This is a genomic window from uncultured Serinicoccus sp., from assembly GCF_947487915.1.
Taxonomy (GTDB): Bacteria; Actinomycetota; Actinomycetes; order Actinomycetales; family Dermatophilaceae; genus Ornithinicoccus.
Map to the genome: position 1 here is coordinate 66,543 of NZ_CANKYH010000003.1, position 19,333 is coordinate 85,875.

At 74.0% G+C, this 19,333-nt stretch carries 15 protein-coding genes and 1 pseudogene; 2 read left to right on the plus strand and 14 right to left on the minus strand.

Annotated features, from left to right (window positions below; all coding sequences use genetic code 11):
- Positions 1-29: 29 nt before the first annotated feature.
- The gene (locus tag Q0795_RS04010; RefSeq protein WP_298886800.1) at positions 30-2,165 is read left to right on the plus strand and encodes an HNH endonuclease signature motif containing protein; all 2,136 of its coding nucleotides are present in this window, start codon (positions 30-32) and stop codon (positions 2,163-2,165) included.
- A gap of 129 nt (positions 2,166-2,294) precedes the next feature.
- Here Q0795_RS04010 and Q0795_RS04015 read toward each other — a convergent pair whose 3' ends face one another.
- The 12 genes and pseudogenes from Q0795_RS04015 to Q0795_RS04070 form a co-directional block, all read right to left on the minus strand.
- Positions 2,295-2,501: an RNA-binding S4 domain-containing protein gene (locus tag Q0795_RS04015; protein ID WP_058890182.1), complete on the minus strand. Its 207-nt coding sequence runs from the start codon at positions 2,499-2,501 to the stop codon at positions 2,295-2,297.
- Between the two features lie 45 nt (positions 2,502-2,546).
- Positions 2,547-2,909, minus strand: a pseudogene (locus Q0795_RS04020) (GNAT family N-acetyltransferase); the annotation flags it as partial.
- Positions 2,875-3,648 carry a type II CAAX endopeptidase family protein gene (locus Q0795_RS04025; protein ID WP_298886803.1) on the minus strand — a complete coding sequence of 258 codons (774 nt, stop codon included), beginning with the start codon at positions 3,646-3,648 and terminating at the stop codon, positions 2,875-2,877. The pseudogene Q0795_RS04020 and the gene Q0795_RS04025, both read right to left, overlap by 35 nt.
- Positions 3,649-3,780: 132 nt before the next feature.
- Positions 3,781-4,410 (minus strand): hypothetical protein, encoded by a 630-nt coding sequence (locus Q0795_RS04030; protein ID WP_298886806.1) that lies wholly within the window; start codon positions 4,408-4,410, stop codon positions 3,781-3,783.
- 173 nt (positions 4,411-4,583) lie between these two features.
- A complete protein-coding gene (locus Q0795_RS04035) occupies positions 4,584-7,190 on the minus strand; it encodes a hypothetical protein (RefSeq protein WP_298886809.1) in 2,607 nt (868 codons plus the stop codon).
- Entirely contained in the window at positions 7,183-8,997 is a 1,815-nt protein-coding gene (locus Q0795_RS04040; RefSeq protein WP_298886812.1) for an ABC transporter ATP-binding protein, read from the minus strand. The genes Q0795_RS04035 and Q0795_RS04040 overlap by 8 nt, the downstream gene beginning before the upstream one ends.
- Positions 8,997-10,373: a glycosyltransferase gene (locus Q0795_RS04045; protein WP_298886816.1), complete on the minus strand. Its 1,377-nt coding sequence runs from the start codon at positions 10,371-10,373 to the stop codon at positions 8,997-8,999. Before Q0795_RS04045 ends, Q0795_RS04040 begins: the two co-directional genes overlap by 1 nt.
- Positions 10,370-11,611: a glycosyltransferase gene (locus Q0795_RS04050; protein ID WP_298886819.1), complete on the minus strand. Its 1,242-nt coding sequence runs from the start codon at positions 11,609-11,611 to the stop codon at positions 10,370-10,372. Before Q0795_RS04050 ends, Q0795_RS04045 begins: the two co-directional genes overlap by 4 nt.
- Positions 11,601-12,863, minus strand: coding sequence for a glycosyltransferase (locus tag Q0795_RS04055; protein WP_298886822.1), 1,263 nt, complete (start codon positions 12,861-12,863; stop codon positions 11,601-11,603). Before Q0795_RS04055 ends, Q0795_RS04050 begins: the two co-directional genes overlap by 11 nt.
- 140 nt (positions 12,864-13,003) lie before the next feature.
- The gene (locus tag Q0795_RS04060) at positions 13,004-13,678 is read right to left on the minus strand and encodes a response regulator transcription factor (protein ID WP_298886826.1); all 675 of its coding nucleotides are present in this window, start codon (positions 13,676-13,678) and stop codon (positions 13,004-13,006) included.
- A 10-nt stretch (positions 13,679-13,688) separates the two neighbouring features.
- Positions 13,689-15,212: a HAMP domain-containing sensor histidine kinase gene (locus Q0795_RS04065; RefSeq protein WP_298886830.1), complete on the minus strand. Its 1,524-nt coding sequence runs from the start codon at positions 15,210-15,212 to the stop codon at positions 13,689-13,691.
- Positions 15,209-16,336: a DUF2891 family protein gene (locus tag Q0795_RS04070; protein WP_298886833.1), complete on the minus strand. Its 1,128-nt coding sequence runs from the start codon at positions 16,334-16,336 to the stop codon at positions 15,209-15,211. The genes Q0795_RS04065 and Q0795_RS04070 overlap by 4 nt, the downstream gene beginning before the upstream one ends.
- A gap of 25 nt (positions 16,337-16,361) precedes the next feature.
- Between Q0795_RS04070 and Q0795_RS04075 the strand changes: the two genes are divergently transcribed.
- On the plus strand, positions 16,362-17,153 hold the full coding sequence (locus Q0795_RS04075) for a thioesterase family protein (RefSeq protein WP_298886836.1): 792 nt from the start codon (positions 16,362-16,364) through the stop codon (positions 17,151-17,153).
- 7 nt (positions 17,154-17,160) lie between these two features.
- Here Q0795_RS04075 and Q0795_RS04080 read toward each other — a convergent pair whose 3' ends face one another.
- Both Q0795_RS04080 and Q0795_RS04085 read right to left on the minus strand, forming a co-directional pair.
- Complete coding sequence (locus Q0795_RS04080; RefSeq protein ID WP_298886838.1) at positions 17,161-17,739, minus strand: hypothetical protein; 579 nt, start codon at positions 17,737-17,739, stop codon at positions 17,161-17,163.
- Between the two features lie 325 nt (positions 17,740-18,064).
- Positions 18,065-19,255 carry an O-succinylhomoserine sulfhydrylase gene (locus Q0795_RS04085; RefSeq protein WP_298886841.1) on the minus strand — a complete coding sequence of 397 codons (1,191 nt, stop codon included), beginning with the start codon at positions 19,253-19,255 and terminating at the stop codon, positions 18,065-18,067.
- Between the last annotated feature and the right edge of the window lie 78 nt (positions 19,256-19,333).

Genomic DNA, 19,333 nt, shown 5'->3' on the forward strand with positions numbered 1-19,333 from the left:
CGCAGTCGTTCTTGCGACACGCCTTGCGCATGACCGGGATGAAGCCGGAGTCGGTCGACGCCATGGCCCGGGCGGCTCTCGCGGTGGGGGCGGTGGACTCGGGCTCCCCGCTCGAGTCTGCCGCTGTTCGCGGCACGCCTCTCTCCCCCGTCCCGCCACCGCAGACTCCCCACCGCGCCAGTCCGACCGCCTCTCCCACCGCCACGACATCGACCGGCACGGTCACGTCCCTCTCGTCAGTCGACGACCACCTCGCCCGGGCCCGTGCCCTGCTGTCCGTCATCGAGGGGGTGACGCAGACGGCCGCACGGCTCGACGCCGCCCTCGTGCTGGCGGCCCGGCACCAGACCGCCGCGATCGGACGGTCTCTGCTCGCCCAGCGCGATGTGGGCTCACCCGAGGACCTCAGCACCAGCCAGCGGCTGCGCTGGCGGGCCCGCGCCAAGGCATTGTCACGGCACGAGATCGAGGCGGCCACGGGCTGGGGGTCCGGCGAGGTTGTCGACCTGGTCGGTCTCGCGACAGCACCACGCGAGGCGGCTGAGCCGGCGATCGAGGCGATGGCGACCGGCGTCGCTCCCTGGCGGCTGGCCCGCTCCTTCTGGCGTGACTGCGGTGCTCTCGGCACCGACGAGGCCGCGCACGTGGCGGAGGTGCTCTTCGGGACCGACGCGGAAAGGTGCGCCCCCGAGCGCCTCGACCCCGACGGCGCGCTCAGTGAGGCCCCGTGGTTCCACCGGGAGTTCCGCTCGGCCCTGCGCCGGGAGGTGACCCGGTTGCGGAGCACCGATCCGGTCGCCGCCAGGGCGGAGCGGGAAGCAGCCCTGGCCAGCCGGAGCATGGGCGTCACGATCGACGAGAACGGCACGGGCACCGTCACGATGCTCGGGTCCGCCCTGCAGGTAACGGCGATCGCCGACCGCGTCGACCAGGCGGCCCGTCGCGCAAGGGCCGCCGGCGACGAACGCACCCTGGCCCAGCTGCGCACCGACATCGGCCTGTCCCTCCTGCTGCACGGCACGGTGCTGCCGGCGGACGAGACCCCGCAGCCTGCGCGTCCTGAGGACTCCACCACCCCGCCCGGCCTGCGATGGACCCCGGAGCTCGTGCAGATCCTGTCCGGCATGCCGTCAGCCACCCTTCAGGTCGTCGTACCCTACGCCGCAGTTCACGGCGGTCTCCGGCCCCCGTCGACCGCGTCGCAGGACCACGCGCCCGCGCCGCCCGTTGAAGTCCCCCCTGACCCCGTCACGCCATCACCACCTGCCCCACCACCCGCAGCACTCCCCCCGGCAGACCCTCCGGCCGGCCAGCTCCTGACCGTGGGCCAGGTGCTCGGGGCGCACTCTGCCTCCATCTCCGCTGACCAGATCCACGACCTGACCGTCCTCCCGGGCACGGTCCTAGAACGAATCCTCGTCGACCCTGCCGACGGTCGATGCATCGAGCGGACCCTCGAGCGCTACCGCCCCGACGCGGCGATGCGCGCCCAGATCCTCGCCGCCGACGTCACCTGCCGGGCACCCGGCTGCCTGGTGCACGCGGGAGCATGCCAGCTCGACCACGTCATCGAGCACGGAGCCGCTGGAGGGGTCACGGCCGAGACCAACCTCGCGCCCCTGCACGTGGGGCACCACCACCCCAAGACCCTCAAGGCCTGGGACAGCTCGCTGGCCGACAACCGTGACATGACGTGGACGAGCCTGCTGGGCCGGCTCTACCGCACGCGGTCCCACGACTACCGTCAGTACGCCTGTCTCGTCACGGACGCCTTCGACCGCGTCCATGACGCATCGACCACCGACCCTGACGATCGACTGCCGCAGATCGACCGCGAGATCCTCCTGACCCTGGCGTTCAGGGCAGCAGGTGAGGGACTGCAGGCCGGCGACGACACCGTCGAACCCGACGAGGCGCGCTTCGGCGGGTGGGGGTTCGTCTCCCTCACCCACACCGACGAGCGAGGTATGCGTCGGTCCGGCCCGAGCGGTGCGCTCCTCGCCGAACGTGCCGCAGCGCAGGCTGCCTCGCAGGACCACTCGACCAGCGCCCCGGAGGACCAGGGTCCCGACCCGTCGCAGGACCGGGCGGCAGACCCGTCGCGGGACCGGGGCCGCCGATCGGCGGAGCGCCTGCGCCGAGACGAAGGTCCCCCGCCTTTCTGAGCAGATGACCTGTCGGCAGTCGACGCGATGACCGACCCGATCCTCACCCGTCCCCCCCTCCTCGCTCAAGAACGGTCGACCCGACGACCAGACCAGAACCGGTGAGCTCGTCCGTGGCCCAAGACGAGCTCAGCCCTCGTGGACCGGCGAGACCCCTTCACCCGCATAGGTCACGACCTGGCCCGGACGGATCTGCGTACCCCGGCGCATCACGACCTCCCCGTCGACCTCGACCTCGCCGTTCTCGATGACCATGCGGGCCATCGCGCCGTCGGGCACCAGGCCGGCCAGCTTGAGCAGCTGCCCGAGCCGGATGCTCTGGTCCCGGATCGGCACGGTGGGGACGGCGTCACCCTCCGCCCCCTCGACGAGATCGGCGTGCTCGGGATGACGTTCGAGGTAGTCCGGGACGAACGGGCAGCTGGGACGGACGCGCAGGTCCTCGGCGCGCGCATACCGCAGGGCCTCCTCGACCAGGCGACCACCGAGTCCCTGGCCGCGCGCCGCGGGGTCGACCACGGTGTGCTGGAGATCGATGACGTCGCCGTCGGTGAGCTCGTAGGACAGGTAGCCGATCGAGCGGTCACCCTCCTGGGCTTCCCAGCGGTTCCGGTCGGCGAGATGCACGATCTGCGTCATGGATCCAGGGTATGCCGCTCGGCCCTGTCCACCGCGCACGGCGGGGTCAGAGTCATCTTCCTCGGCGAGGTCAGAGCCATCCCACCCGGCCGGCGAGCGCGGCATACCCGACGAACGCCACGACGTCGAGCAGCGTGTGCGCCACGACCAGCGGCATGACCCGGCGCGTGCGTGTGTAGAACCACCCGAGGATGATCCCCATCGCGACGTTGCCGACGAACCCCCCGAAGCCTTGGTAGAGGTGGTAGGTGCCGCGCAGCACCGCCGACGTCAGGATGATCGTCCACGTCGACCAGCCCGCCTGCCCCCACCGGGTGAAGAGGTAGCCAACGGCGATGACCTCCTCCACCACCGAGTTCTGGACCGCGGCGAGGACGAGCACCGGCACGGCCCACCACACGGAGGGCAGGTTGGCGGGGGCGACCGTGGTGTTGACGCCGAGCTCGCGGGCCAGGAGATAGAGGCCGAGTCCGGGTATGCCGATGACCGCCGCGAGCATCGTCCCCTGTACGAGGTCCCGGACCGGTCGGGTGCGGTCGAGTCCCAGCAGGCGCCACGGCCGGGCGACGTCACGCCCGAGCAGATGCAGGGCGAGCACGACCGGCACGAGCGCCAGCGCGATGCCGACGAGCTGGTAGGCGAGGTCGATCCACGGCTGGTCGGGGGCCGCGCTGGTGTTCATGCTGGTCGTCTGTGCCGCGAGCCCACCGGGAGCGGTCAGCTTCCGCGTGATGCTGAGCACCGACCACACCGCCGAGGCCCCGAGGCTCACCCCCAGGACGAGCAGCGTCTCGGTCAGCAGGCTGCGTCGGGGAAGGGCGGTCGGTGGAAGGCGCGGGTCCACCCCCTCAGGCTAGGTGCAGAGGCCCCGGTGCGAGGCCTCGGTATGCGGACACGCTCACCTCGGTGGTCATGCGGCACCCTCGCCGCAGTGGTCCTGCGCCCCCCACCTCAACCGCATGTCTGCACCCTTACCTCAGTCGTCCCAATCGTCATCGTCGTCGTCATCGTCATCGTCATCCCAGTCGTCGTCGTCCCAGTCGTCGTCGCACTCTTCCCACTCGTCGTCGTCCCAGCACATGACCGGCGAGGGCTGCACCGGTGCCGGCTGGACGGGCGCGGGCTGCGCCGGCGCCGGTGGGGCCGGCTGAACCGGCGGGGCGGGCTGGGCCGGCGGGGCGGGCTGGGACTCCTCCGCCGCGCGGTCCGCCTCCTGCTGAGCCTGCTGGTCCGCCGCTGCCTGCTCCTCCGCCTTCTTCGCCGCCTCCTTCTCTGCCGCGGCCTTCTCCTTGGCGGCCTTCTCCTCGGCGGCCTTCTTCGCTGCGTCGTCCTCGGCCTGCCGTTCCGCCGCCTGGCGTGCCTGGGCGAACTCCTCGGACAACAGGGTCGTGCCTTCGTGGACCGCGCCCAGGAGGGCGACGCCTCGCACGTCCGGCCCGGCGGCCGACGGGGTCAGTGCGCCCGTGGTCGTTCCCTCGTCAGCCGCGAGCGCACCGGCCACCACGATGCCCTCGGTCTCCTGCGCGTCGGCAGCGGCGTCGATCCACAGCCAGCCACCGGTGAGACCGATGAGGACGAGCGCGAGAGCGGAGGCGATCATCTTCATGCTCTGCAGTCTTCCTGCCACGGAGGAGACAGGGGTGAGAGCCTCATGAGAAAGCTCTCATGCACGCCGAGCGAAACGACCCCCACGACCTCCACGACCGTCGACCGGCACCTCCGGGACGACCGGCACGACCGGGACGACCGGCACGGCCGGCACGGCCGGCACGACCACTCTCACGCCGCCCGGCACGCATCAGCACCCCACTGCTCCTCGGCCCACGCGAGCACGACGTCCCGCCAGCGTGGCCGCAGGCAGTAGACCGCGACGAGGCGGGCCAGCGTGGCCCGCCGGGCGAGCGCCAGCCGACTCGCGGGCACGGACCCGGCGGCCGCGACCTCGCTCACCGCGTCCTGCACCACGGCGGTCGCCGCCGCGGGCCACAGGTCCTGGGCCTGACGCAGTCCCGCGTGGACGCTCAGGTTGGCGAGGTCGAGGGCGGGTTCGGCACGGCATACCGTGTCCAGGTCGACGACCCCGACCCGCTGGCCGTCCCAGAGCAGCTGCCCGTCGTGCAGGTCGCGGTGGGCGACGACGAGGGGGACGCGCGGCGACCGGTCGAGCTGCGCCGCGACCTGCGTCAGCCGCTCGGGCCACGCCGTGCCGGTGAGCAGGTCGAGCGCCCCCACCCGCTGCGCCCACGTCCGCAGCACCTGCGCCTCGTCAGCGGGCGTGTGGGTCGCCAGCCCCGCCGCCGGCAGCTGCTGCCACCGCGTCCACCCGGCAGCCCAGGCGGCCCAGGTGTCCGACCAGCTGCCGTCGGTCGCGAGCCGCTGCACCGGTATGCCGAGCAACGTCCGGGTGAGCACCGCCTCGTCGGTGCTGCTGAGGACGTCGGCGGCCGCGAAGCCGGCGTCGTGCGCCACCGCAGCCCCCCGCGCCGAGGCCTCGACGAGCGCGGCGGCCCGACCGGGCCGCACGAGCTTGAGGTATCCGTCCACACGGTGCACGACGGCCCGCCGACCGGCCCGGTGCACGAGCAGACTGCCGGTGCGGGCGGCGGCGGCGAGACCAGGCAGCCGCGGGTCCTCACCGTGCGGGAGGAGGGTCACCTCGCCCCCGGGAGCGATGGTGCCGGCACGCAACCGGCCCCGCCCGTCGTCCCCCTCGATCGCCACCCGGGCCCGGCCGTCGCGCACTCCCGCCGGCCAGGCCCGGCCGACGGTCACGGTGACCGGGCCATCGTCACCGCTCTCGTCCTCGGCGTGCGACCGGACCTCCCGGGGCACCCGCCACGCCGGACGGGTGAGCGGCACGGCGGAGCCACCCGAGCTGCCCGGGCCATCACCTGGGGCACCCGGGCCACCCGGACCACCCGGACCACCCGGACCACCCGGACCACCCGGACCACCCGGGAGCAACGTCCCGGTGAGGTGATCGAGCGCCAGCTGCGCCACCTCCTGGGTCTGCTCCCGCCAGCCCGGGGCCTGCGAGCGCCAGGGCTCCGCGACTCGCGCGAGCAGCGCGGCGGACACCCAGGCGCCCGCCGGGGCAGCGCAACCGTAGCCGTCCACGAAGGCCTCCCAGGCGGCTCCACCGTGACCTCGCGCGCCGCCGCTCGCGCCCCTGGACTCCTGCCGGTACCGCACCTCGTGCAGGATCTGCGCGGCACGTACCGAGGCGAGGTCCAGCTCGACGGGCCCCCGGCACACCCGGTCCAGGTCGGTCAGCCGCACCACGCCGTCCTCGCCGAGCAGGAACTGGTCCAGCGACAGGTCGCCGTGGAGCAGGGCAGGCTCACCGGTGTCGGAACCCGCACGGCGTCCGTTCGACGAGGGGTCGGGCCCCGGCTCTTGCTCCGGCAGCCCCGCGAGGGCGAGCCGCGCAGCGTGCGCCACCTCCGGGACGACGGCCTGCAGCAGCGCCACCGAGCGCCGGGCCGCGGCCAGGAGGTCGCCCCAGCCACGCTCGGGCAGGTCCGCCGCCACGGGCGGGGACGTCGCGTGCAGCCGCGCCGCGAGCTCGCCGGCAGCCCGGACGGACGTCAGGTCGGCCTGCGTGAGGTCGCTCCCCTCGATCCACGGCCACACGCTGACCCGCCGCGACACCCGCACCCGAGGTGGGGTCGCGCCCAGCTGAGGCCGCTGTCCATCGGCGCCCAGGCGAGGCCGTCCATCGCCGCCCAGGTGGGGCTGCTGTCCCGCGGCGCCCGGCTCGAGCCCCAGCGGCGCCACGACGGGCAGGCCACGCTCGGCCAGCGAACGGGCGACCCCCGACATCCGCTGCGCGTGCGGCTCCGCGGTGACACGGACGACCTGAGCGCCGTACCGCACGACGAGCCGGCGCAGCGGGTTGTAGCGCAGCAGCACCAGGTCCGGCGAGGCGAGGTCGAGCCCACTGCGGCGCAGCGGGCTGCCCAGCTCGGGGTCGGTCGCGATGCCGCCCCAGACCAGCTCGGCGTCCCACTGCGGCAGGGGCAGGGAGCCGATGAGGGCGGCGTGCCCGTAGCGCTCGGCCCGGTCCCGCGCCTTGGCCGCCTTCGCCCGCGCGGGCCCGACCAGCGCCTGGACCCAGCCGAGGACCCGGCCGTCCGCCCCGAGGAGCGCGGCGGTGTGGCTCACCCCCGGCTTGGGACGGACCCGCGTCGCCCGCACCGGCGTGCGCAGCAGCCCACTGAGCCGGTCGGGGTCGAGCAGCAGCTCGAGCACCGGGTCCGAGGTATGCCGCTCGCTCCCGCTGCTCAGCGCGCTCACCTCGGCACGCCCCGCCGACCGCCGGACGTCTCCGCCACCCGCGACGGCCGCCTCCGCAGGCCCACGTGCGTGCCACTCCCGCTCATCCATGGCTCTCCTCCAGCATCCCGTCGAGCGGCGCGTCCTCGGGCCTCCCGGTCCAGGTCACCCGCCCCTGCTCCAGCACGACGACCCGGTCGGCGCCGCGGGCGACGTCGAGGTCGTGGGTGATCATCACGCTCGTGCGCCCGCGGCTGAGCTCGGTGATCGCCTCGCCCACGAGCGTGACGTTGTCCGCATCGAGCCCGGTGGTCGGCTCGTCGAGCAGCAGCACCGGGGCGTCGCGCAGGAAAGCACGAGCCAGGGAGATCCGCTGACGTTGCCCCCCGGAGAGGCTGCCGCCACGCTCGCTGACCTGCGTCTGCAGTCCCTCCGGGAACCCGTCGGTGAACTCGGTGACCCGGGCGAGCCGGGCCGCGCGCAGCACCTGGTGGTCGCTGGCCTCGGGCCGCCCCTGACGGATGTTGTCCTCGATGGTCCCGGTGAAGAGCACCGCGTCCTGCTGCACCAGCGCGACCTGGCTGCGCAGGTCGCGCAGGTCGAGCTCGCGCAGGTCCACCCCGTCCAGCTGCACGCTGCCCGAGCCCGGGTCGAGCAGGCGCAGCAGCAGCGCGGCCACCGTCGACTTGCCCGAGCCCGAGGGTCCGACGATCGCGACCCGCTCGCCCGGCTCGATCCGCAGGTCCACCCCCCGCAGCACCGGCAGGCCGGGCACGAACTCGAGGTGCACGTCGCGCAGCTCCACGGTGCCCCGGACGACCCCCAGCCGCACCGGGTCCGCCGGGGAGACGATGTCCGGCCGCTCGTCGAGCAGGTCGGCCACCCGCTCCCCCGAGGCGGTGGCGCGGGCGATGCGACCGGTGTACTTCGCCAGGTCGCGCAACGGCTTCATCGACGTCTTGAGGTAGGTCAGGAAGATCACCATGTCCCCGGGCGTCATCTCTCCCTGCAGCACCCGCGCGCCGCCCAGCAGCAGCACGGCCGCGGTCGCGACGCCGACGAGGACGTCGGTGCGCCGCTCCAGCGCCGCCGCCAGCCGACGCGCGACGACGCCGTCCTTGAGCGAGCGGTCGTTGGAGCCCTGGAAGGTGCTCGAGCGGTCGCGCTCCATCCCGTAGGCCTGGACGTGCGTCATCCCGGTCAGCGTCTCCTGGGCGACGTTGGCCAGCTCGCCCTCGCTGCGGCGGGTCTTGCGCGACGCGTGGGTGATCTTGCCCGTCGACAGCCGGGAGAAGAGGACGAAGACGAGGATGGCGACGAGCACGATGAGCGCCAGCACCGGGTCCAGCCAGGTCATCACCCCGAGCATCGCCACCAGGGTGAACACGTTGACGACGAGCGGCATGCCGGCGGTCACGGCGACCTCCTGGAGCCGGCCGACGTCGGCGACCAGCCGCTGCACGACGTCACCGGAGCGCGCCCGGCCGTGGTAGCTGCGCGACAGGCCCTGGACGTGGTCGAAGACCGCCGCCCGCAGCCGCGTCGCGACCCGGCTCCCGCCGAGCGCGAAGGCCACCGTCGCCCCGTAGTTGCAGACCGCGCGCAGCCCGATGATGGCGATGGTGCCGAGCCCGCACGCGACGAGGAGCTGGACCGAGGCCTCCGGCCCCGGCTCGGCGAGGTCGGCACCCAGGCTGCGGGTGAGGGCGTCGATGACGAGCTTGGTCGGCCACGGCTCCAGCACCCGGAAAACCACCTCGAGCAGCAGCAGCGCCCCGCCGCCGGCGAGCAGGGCCCGCTGGCCGTCCAGGTGCGGGAGCACCAGCCCCAGGGTCCGTCGCAGGGGCGAGGCGACCGGGGTCGTCGCCGGGCCCGCTGCCGGGTCCGTTGCTGGGTCCGTTGCCTGTTCGGTGGCCATCAGCGCCCCCCTGCTGCCGGGGCCGCGACCGAGGCAGGTGTGGACGAGGTCGGCTCGGACGAGGCAGGCAGCAAGGAGGTGTGCCGAGCCGAGGCGTGCGGGGCCGACGCGTGCAGGGCGGAGGTATGCGTAGACGCCAGCGGCGTGGACACCAGCGGCGCGAGCGTCGCGTCGAGGACGTGCTCCCACGAGTGCTCGCGCTCCATGAGATCGCGCGCGGCGGCCCCCATGGCACGCGCCGCGTCCGGGTCGGCGACGAGGGCGTCGACGGCGGCGGCGAGCGCGACCGGGTCCGACGGAGGCACGAGCACACCGGTGACGCCGTCCTGCACCACCGCCGGGATCTGGCCGATCCGGGAGGCGACCACGGGCAGGGCGGCGGCGCCGTACTCGTAGACCTTGAGCGGGGAGAAGTAGTGGTCGTCGCTGGCCGGGTAGGGCGCGACCGCGACAAGGGCACCCTCCAGCGCAGCGGGGACCTCCTCCGGCGCCAGCGCCCCGGTCAGCTCGACGACCAGCCCGTGCCGGGCGGCGGCCTGCTCGACCGCCTCCCGCTGCGGCCCGTCGCCGACGACCCGCAGCCGCCAGGGGCGCTGGGCCAGCGCCGCCGCCTCGAGCAGGTCCTCGACGCCGTGCCAGGGCTTGAGCGTCCCGACGAAGACGACCACCGGGTCGCCGGCCAGGTCCGGGGTGACCGCGCGGATCCGGCGGGTGTTGACCCCGTTGGGCACGACCACCACCCGCGCGGCACGCACACCCTGGTCGGCACACGCACCCTGGACGCCATGGGTCCCCTGGTCGGCACGCGCAGCCTGGTCGACCCCGGTCCGCTCGCGCACCCACCCGGCCACCCGCTCGCTCACGCAGGCAACGACGTCGGCGGCACCGACCTGGGCCCGCAGGGCGTCGACGCTGCCGGCCTCGTCGACGAGGACGCGGTGCCGCTGCTGCTCGTCGATGAGCGGGGCGTTGACCTCCAGGACGGTCCGGACCCCGGCGCCCAGCCCGCGCCGGGCGAGGTGCAGCACACCGGAGAACAGCGAGTAGCGCTCGTAGACGACGTCGGGGGCGGCGGCCACCACCCGACGGCCGATCTCCACCGCGGCCTGGCGCTGGGCCACCTCGCGCCGGGCGGCGGCGCCCGGGTCGCCCGCACCCGATCCCGAGCCGACGCGGCCGACCGGGACGTGGTGGACGACGAGGTCCGCGAGATCGGCCGGGACGTGCTCGACGTCGCCGAGGCGGACGGCATACACCTCGACCTCGGCGCCCCGCCGGCGCCAGGCGCGGACGATCTCCTGGATGTGGACGCTGGCGCCCTTGGTGCCGAAGACGGGAATGCCGGGGTCGGCGCAGACGTAGGCGACGCGGGTCATCGGGTGGCTCCTGCGGTCACGGCGGCGAGGCGCGCCGCCTGGGTGGTGGTGTCGTAGTCGCGCTCGACGAGCGCGCGGGCGGCGCGGGCGACCTCGACCCGGGGCCAAGAGGGGTCGGCGACCCGGCGCAGCGCGTCGGCGACCCGTCCGCTGAGTCCGGTGGGGTCGCTGGGCAGCAGGATCCCGGTGGCGGGGGTCGCGTCGTCGCCCGGGCGGACCGCCTCGGGGATACCGGTGACGTCGGTCGCCACGCACGGCACCCCGCTGGCCATCGCCTCGAGCAGCACGGTGGGCAGCCCGTCGGCGTTGCCGTCGGCGCCGACCACGCACGGTGCGACGAGGACGTCGGCCCGGTCGAGCTCGGCGACCAGCTCGCTCTGGCTGCGCGACCCGAGGAGGGTGACGGCGTCGTCGACCCCGGTGCGCTCGACCTGGGCCGCGAGCTCGGCGGCCCGCTCGCCCTCGCCGACGATCCGGACGTCGAGCGGCATACCCTCGGCGCGCAGCGCGGCGACCGCCTCGACGAGGTGGTCGAAGCCCTTCTTCTCCACGATGCGCCCGACGGCCAGCACCCGCAGCGCGTCGCCGACCGGCCGCGGGTCGCGGTACTCGAAACGCCCCAGCTCCAGGCCGTTGCGCACGAGGGCGACCCGATCGGCCAGCCCGGGGTCGACCTCCTCGAGGAGGAACCGCCGGTTGTAGTCGCTGATCGCGATGACGGCGGACGCGCGGGCGAGCACCTCGCGCAGCACCACCCGGTCGACGTCCTGGTGGAAGAGGTCCTTGGCGTGCGTGGTGACGGTGAAGGGTATGCCGGTGAGCGCGCTCGCGATCGCGGTGCACCACGACGCCATGCTGGCGAAGTGCACGTGCACCCGGGTGATGCCGTCGCGCCGCAGCCGCAGCGCCAGATCGACACCCTGGGCGACGTCGGAGGGGTCGAGACGCACCAGCAGCGGCATGAGTGCGCCGAGCCGGGTGCCGAAGTCGGGCAGCTCGGCGTGGGCGTGCGCGAAGACCTCCCACTCGGCGGACAGCTTGTGCGCCCGGGGCAGGTGGGTCACCGGCGCCTGCACCTGCGCGAGCTGGGGGTGGAAGCGCGAGTCGGTGGTCGGCCGCAGCGCATAGATGGCCAGGTCGTCGCCGGCGGCCTCGCGGGCGAGGATCTCGGTGACGACGAAGGTCTCGGAGAAGCGCGGGTAGACCTTGAGGACGTAGGCGGTGCGGTCAGACGGCAACGGGGAGTCCTTCCTCGCGGGTATGGGCGGGGGCAGGGGCGAACGAGGGAACCGGCGTGAGGGCCGGTGAGGTGCGGACCAGCTCGGCTGCGGAGGTGGCCACGGCGCGCAGACCACCCAGGTCGAGGGCGCCGCGGTCCACGCGGCGGCCCACCGCGTCCGCCCACCAGCGGCTGATGGCGCTCTCCGTCAGGTCGCCCTCGCGCAGCAGGTCGGCGGCACCGACGCGGGCGAGCGCGGCGGCCCGGATGAGCTGCTCGGTGCGCGGGCGCTCGCGCGGCACGAGCAGGGCGGGGACGTCGGTGGCCAGCGTCTCGGCGACGGTGTTGTAGCCGGCCATCGACACCGAGGCCGCCGCCCGGCGGATGAGTCCGGCGGCGTCGTCCACGCTGCGGACCACCTGGGTGCCGCGGGCGGCCTCGCGCTCGACCGACCGGTGGTCGGCGTCACTCATCTGCGGGCCGGTGACGAGCAGGTGGCGGTGCCCGGCGGGGACCCGGGCGCGGGCCGCCGCGAGGCACAGCCGGGTGCCGTCGCTGCCCCCGCCGGCGGTGGTGACGAGGTAGGGCCGGTCCGGCTCGACGTCGGTCGGCTCCTCGGCCCGCCCGTGGGCGAGGAACCCCTGGTAGCGCACGAGCGGGGCCAGCTCGGGCGGCAGCTCGCCGGAGCGGCGCAGGTCGTGCACGGCCGGGTCGCCGTAGACCCAGATCTCGTCGTAGATCTGTGCCACCAGGTCGGCGGGGGTCTGCCGCCACTCCGACTCCACGGCTTCGGGGGCGTCGAGGACGTCGCGCAGGCCCAGGACGAAGCGGGCCTGCGGCAGCTCGCGGCGCATGGCCTGCAGGCCGGCGAGCAGCTCACCGCCGACGCCGAGGGCGTGCCGGTCGACGACGACGAGGTCGGGGCGGAAGGCGAGCCCGGTGGCGCGGACGATCTCCCCGCGCACCGACAGCACGGCGTCCATGCCGAGGTCGAGGTGGCGCGGGCCGTAGCCGCGGTGCCCGGCCGTCTTGCCGATGGCGGGGAGGGTGACGACGTCGAAGCCGGCCGGCAGGCTGCGGGCGGCGGCCCCGGCGACACCGTTGAGCAGCAGCCCGGTGACCGGCGAACCGGTGAGCACCGGCAGCCGCTGGGAGAGGGTGTGGGCGAGGGCACGGTTGCGTCGGAAGTGACCCAGACCCTGGGAGTCGTGGGAGTAGAACAGCGCGCGCAGGACGCCGCCGCTCGGGACGTGACTGGTGCTGTGCTCCATGTCGTCCTCTCCCGCCCCGACCCGGTGCCGGTGCGTGGAGATGAGTGAACACGGGTGGGATGAGGGGTGGATGACACATCCATGAGACTGCTCTCATGCACGGTGACCAGCCGTGACGCCACAGACCGGCCAGGGCGGCCTCAGCGCTCGAAGCGGTAGCCGACCCCCCGGACGGTGCTGATGCGCTCGGCTCCGACCTTGGCGCGCAGGTAGCGGATGTAGACGTCGACGACGTTGGAGCTGCCGGTGACCTCGAAGCCCCACACCCGGTCGAGCAGCTGGTCCCGGCTGAGCACCTGGCCGGCGTGGTCCATGAGCTCGCGGGCCAGGGTGAACTCGCGTGCCGAGAGCTCGACCTGCTCGTCGTCCACGTGGACGGTGCGGGCCGGGATGTCCAGCCGCACGCCGCCCACCTCGAGGACGTCCTCCGTGCGCCCCCCGGCCATCGCCTCGGCGTGCTGGCGCAGCCGCAGCTTGACCCGGGCGCGCAGCTCCTCGACCCGGAACGGCTTGGCGAGGTAGTCCTCGGCCCCGTTCTCCAGCCCGTGCACGGTGTCCTCGACCGAGTCGCGGGCGGTGCACATGATGACGGGCACCGGCTCGTCCATGGTCCGCAGCATGCGCAGCACGGTGAAACCGTCCATCTTCGGCAGCCCCACGTCGAGCACCACCAGGTCGACCTGTCCCCCGCTGGCCGCCTCGAGGGCGGCGATGCCGTCGGTGACGACGGTGGTCCGGTGACCGTCGGCCCGCAGGCCCCGGTCGACGACCCGCGCGATCCCCTCCTCGTCCTCCGCGATCAGGATGTGCGCCATGAGGGGGAGGCTACCGGGCGGCGCGGACCGGTTGTTCCCGCTCGACCGGGTGGGCCGCCTCGTCGGGGGGGTCGGCCGGGATCCACATGGTGAAGCGCGACCCCAGCCCCTCGACCGACTCCACCCCGACCGCACCGCCGTGGGACTCGGCGATCGCCTGGACGATGGCCAGCCCCAGGCCGCTGCCGTCGACGTGGGCAGCGGCCTCCGCCCGGCCGAAGCGTTCGAAGACCCGCTCCTGCTCGCTCTCGGGTATGCCGGTGCCGTGGTCGGAGATGCTCAGCGCGAGGTAGCGGGGCGCGGGTCGGGCGCCGAAGTCCCGGGCGCGCCGCACCTGGGGGTCCTCCCCCTCGACCCACGCCGTCGCCAGCTCCACCGGTGACCCCTCGTCGCTGAACTTCACCGCGTTGGCCGCCAGCTGGACGACGGCCTGGATGAGCCGCTGCCGGTCCAGGACGACCGGTCCCTCGGCGTGCGCGGCCAGCTGCCACTGACGCGGACCCAGCGAGGTGATCCGCTCCATGCACTCGACGGCCAGCTCGGTGACGTCGGTGGCGCTCGGCCGCAGGAAGTCCTGGCGCTGCGCGCGCGCCAGCATGAGCAGGTCGTCGACCAGCCGCTGCATCCGGTCGACCTCGTCGAGCATGAGGGTGCGGGTGGCGCTGACGTCCGCGGGGTCCTCCGGCCGCAGCAGCTCGGCGTTGCCCCGCAGGATCGTCAGCGGGGTGCGCAGCTCGTGGGCCGCGTCGTCGAGGAACTGGCGCTGCATGCGGACGCCGTCCTCGAGGCGGTCCAGCATGGCGTTGAAGCGGTGCGCCAGCGCCGTGATATCGGTCTCGCCGGACACCTCGACCCGGCGCGAGAGGTCCTCGGTGCTGATCTGCGCGGTGGCGTCCTGGAGCTCGCGCAGCGGGCGCAGCAGGCGGCCGAGGACGACGTTGGCCAGCGCCCCGGCGACGAGCAGCGAGGCCAGGCCGACCCCGGCATACGTCCAGACCCGGCGCCAGATCGCCCCGGCGAGCGTGCCGGAGTCGATGGCCACCACGAAGGTGCCCACCCGCTCCTCGTCGGGCAGCCGGACGTCGGCCATGATGACCGACAGGGTCGTCCCCTGCGTGCTCACGGTGTCGATCACCGCGCGACCGGGCTCGAGCGGGGTGCTCCGGATGAGTTCGAGGACGTCGGGGTGGTCGACCTGGAAGTCGCGCTCCCCGGGGCTCTGGAAGCGCGGCTGCCCGTCCAGCAACGCCAGGAAGGCCTCGTTGGAGCTGGCGATCGAGGTCTCGATGAAGGAGAAGAAGAGCGCATCGGTCTCGGTGAAGGGCTCCCCGTCGCGCAGCGGGCCGGACTGCGCGAGCGCCGAGACCTCCTGGATCTCCTGCTCGAGCTCCTCCCTCACCCGCTCGTCGAGGGAGCGGAACTGCACGGCGAAGGACAGCACGCCGGTGAGGGCGATGCCCAGCGCCATCATGCTCACCATCATCACGAGCAGCCTGCGCCGGACGCTCCAGGCGCGGCGACCGGTGTCGCTCACGGCCCCGCCCCGTCGGCCAGGAGCGCGAAGGACACCAGCCAGTGCGTGGCCATGAAGTCGCCGTCGGTGATCTGCACCAGCACCGCGCCCTCCTGCTCACCGGCGGACCGCCGCAACCGGTCGGCGGCAGGCTCCGCCACCCAGGGTGCCAGAGTCCGCAGCGCCCACGCCCGCGACAGCGCGAGGCCGAGCAGGTGGGCGCCCTGCCCGTCGGTCGGGTCGAGCACGCGCGGCACCTCGAGCAGGTGGGCGTGCGCCCCCTCCCCCAGCCCGGGCAGGACCCGTCCCAGCCAGGCGGCGCCGTCGGCACTCCCGAGCACCTCGGTCATGAGCAGCGCCTCGATGAGCGCCGGGGAGAGGAAGTCCGAACCACCCGGTTCGGTGCCGGTCGGGGCCGGCCCGTCCGCGCCGAACCAGCGGACGGCCGCCTCCTCGCACGCCCGCACGACGTCGTCGCGCCCCAGGCGCCGGTAGGCGTCGCGCAGCAGCAGGAGCGCGAACGCGTCGTTCTGGTGCTTCCCGTGACGCACCGGGTAGGCCTGCCGCGGCAGGTGGGCGACCACCCGGTCGGCGAGCAGGTCAGCAAGCGGGGCCAGGGCCTGTGCCCAGCTGCGCGACTCGGGGACGCGGGGCCCCTCCGACCTGTCTGACCCGCCTGATCCGTCGGACCCGCCTGACCCGTCGGACCCGTCGGAGTGCGCGGCGAGGTCCGTCGTCGCGGCGACCAGCTGCGCGGCCCACGCCCAGCCGTAGGGACGCTCGTAGCCGGGCCGGGCCCTCAGGTAGCCGACCTCGACCTCGACGTGTTCGGGCGTGAGCCGCTGCGACAGCAGCGACGTCGCGGCCGCGCGCTCCTGGTCGCCGAGCGCGTCGGCATACCTCGTGAGGAGGGTGACGAGGGACCACTGCATGTGCACGCAGGAGTGCCAGTCGAGCGCGCCGTGGAAGGCGGGGTGCAGGCGCGCCGGCGTGACATCGGTGTCGCCCGGCCCGAGGACGACGTGGCCCGGCGCCCACGGGTATGCCGTGCCGATCACCTCGCGCGCGATGCGGCTCCAGGCGCGGGCATGCGGGTGCGCGGTCCGGTCCGGGCGGTTGTCGCGGCGTGGTGCGTCGGGGGTCACCCGACCATTACTACACTCGCGCCTCATGACGGCTGACGGGCGGCACTACTTCACGGCGCTGGGCGAGGGCAGGTATGCGCCGACCGAGCACGTGCAGGGCGCCTGGTCGCCCGACGAGCAGCACGTCGCCCCGGTCATCGGGCTGCTGCTGCACGCGCTGGAGCACGAGCACCCGCGGGAGGACCTGCAGTGGGCGCGGCTGGGCGTGGACATCCTGGGCTTCATCCGGCGCGAGGAGATGCAGGTCACCACCCGGGTGCTGCGACCCGGGCGGACCATCGAGCTGCTCGAGGCCAGCGTGGAGATCGGGGGCCGGGACGCCGTGCGGCTCACCGCCTGGCGGCTCATGAGCAGCGACACCGCGGCCGTGGCCGGCCAGGAGCACGCGCAGATGCCCGCGCCGTCGGAGCTGGAGCCGTGGCACGGCATGGACCACTGGGACGGCGGCTTCATCGCCAGCCTGGACTTCCGCTCGGTCCCCGGGTCGCGGGCCGGCCGCGGCCGGACCTGGGTGCGCACCGACGTGGCCCTCGTCGGCGGCCGCGACGACGAGCAGGCCTCGGCGCTGGCGTCGTGGGTGGGGCTGCTCGACACCGCCAACGGCACGGCCGGGCGGGAGGCGCCGCACGACTGGCTCTTCCCCAACGTCGACCTCACCCTGCACCTGCACCGCATGCCGGAGGGCCCGTGGGTGGGGCTGGACACCCGGGTCTCGTGGGGCCCGACGGGTATCGGGCAGACCGCCTCGGTGGTGCACGACGAGCAGGGGCCGGTCGGCACCCTCGTGCAGGCCCTCACCCTGCGGCCGGCCGGCTGAGCGACGCTCAGCGGTCGGTGACGGGCCCTCCGGAGGACTGCGAGGTGGCCGGGCCGACGGGCTGGGCGCAGTAGGAGAACGCCTTGCCCTCGGCCGCGTGGTAGCTGGCGTAGGACCCGTCGACCTCCAGGACGAGCTGGTGGCCGGGGACGAGCGCCTGGGTGTACATCATCCCGGGCGTCGGGCAGCCGATCGAGCCGTCGCTCCAGGTGACGTCGGCGTAGCCGGCGATGGTCACCGCCTCGGGCTCGACCCCCGCGCGCTCCGCCTCGGCCTCGACCGCCTCCTGCACGTCGGAGCGCTGGACGACCGCGTCGGGCACGGCGCCGAGGGGCAGCGAGACGTCACCGCCGCCCGGGGCGATCTGGGTCTGGGTGGGCTTGTCGCCGGCCCCGGGCTCGTCGGTGCTCATGCTGGGGTCCTCGCTCTCGTCGGCGTCGCCGTCCTCGCCACCGGCGTCCTCGCTCTGCGTGGGGGTGGCCGCCTGCTCCCCGTCCGTGCCGCCGTCGGCGTCTCCGCAGGCGGAGAGCAGGGCGGCGAGGCTGAGGGTGGTGACGGCGAGGATGGGTCGGCGGTTGCGGGTCATCGGGTGACACCTCCAGGTAGCGTCCCCGCCAGTCTAGGTCCGGAGGGCTGCCGTCACGCGTCGACGAGGGGTATGGAGGTGGGGCGCCGGTCCCTGAACCGGCGCCCCACCGTCCGTCTCCCCACCGTCCCGCGTGACGCGGCCCCCACGACGGGGTTGCGTCGGCTGTCCCGAACCGACACTCCCTAGACGTCCCTCAGAGCGGGATCGTTGCATCCAGATACTGTGATGTGCATCACATGTGCCTCGAGGGTCGGTGCGAGCCCTCTCGGAGGCTCCTGATGGCAGCTCGTGATGCCGGCACAGCGCTCGGCCAGACGCCGCCTCAGCCGAAGGCCGCGACGAGCCCCCGCTCGAGGTCCTCCCGCAGGTCCTGCACGTCCTCGAGCCCGACCGAGAGCCGGACGGTGCCGCCGGTGATACCGGCCGCCACGCGCGCCGGCTCGGGCAGCCGCTTGTGCGTGGTGGTCGCCGGGTGGGTGGTGAGCGACTTGGCGTCGCCGAGGTTGTTGGAGATGTCGACGACCTGCAGGGCGTTCATGAACGCGAAGGCCTCCTGCTGACCCCCGTCGAGGGTGAAGGTGACGACGGTGCCGCCCCCGGTCATCTGGCGTCGCGCCAGCTCCGCCTGCGGGTGGGACTCCAGCCAGGGGTGGAACACCCGGGCCACCCGCGGGTCGCCCTCGAGGTGGCGCGCCAGCTCCAGGGCGCTGGCCGCCTGGCGCTCCACACGCAGCGTGAGCGTCTCGAGCCCCTTGATGGTGACCCAGGCGTTGAACGGTGACATCGCCGGCCCGGTGTGCCGCAGCAGCGTCTGGATCGGCCCGCCGACGAGCGCGGTGGGGCCGAGGATCATCCCGCCCATGACGCGGCCCTGGCCGTCGATGTGCTTGGTGGTGGAGTAGACCACGATGTCGGCGCCGTGGTCCAGCGGGCGGGAGAAGACCGGGGTCCCGAAGACGTTGTCCACGACGACGACCGCCCCGGCGGCGTGCGCCAGCTCGCTCACCGCGACGATGTCGACGAGCTCCTGCGTGGGGTTGCTCGGGGTCTCGAAGAAGACGGCCGCCGCCGGGGTCTGGAGCGCCCGCGCCCAGTCCTCGAGGTCGGTGCCGTCGACGAAGGTGCTCTCCACGCCCCAGCGGCGCAGCACCTCGTCGATGATGACGAAGCAGGAGCCGAAGAGCGAGCGGCTCGCGACGATGCGGTCACCCGCGGCGCAGAGGCCGCCGAGCGCGGTGAAGACGGCGGACATCCCGGAGGCCGTCGCCTGCGCCGCCTCGGCGCCGTGCAGCAGCCGCATCCGCTCCTCCAGCATCGCGACGGTGGGGTTGCCGTAGCGGCTGTAGACGAAGCGCTCGATCTCGTCGTTGAAGGCCGCCTGCGCCTCCTCGGCACTGCCGTAGACGTAGCCGGACGTCGGGTAGAGCGCCTCGGAGGTCTCGTCGAACGGGCTGCGCAGGAGACCGCCGCGCACCGCGAGCGTGTCCGGCCGCCAGCCGTCAGGGGTGTCCATGGGGCACCAATCTAGGGCCCGGTGGTGCCCATGGCCGCATCGGCTCCGCCTCTCGAGGTATGCAGTTTCTTCCGGCCA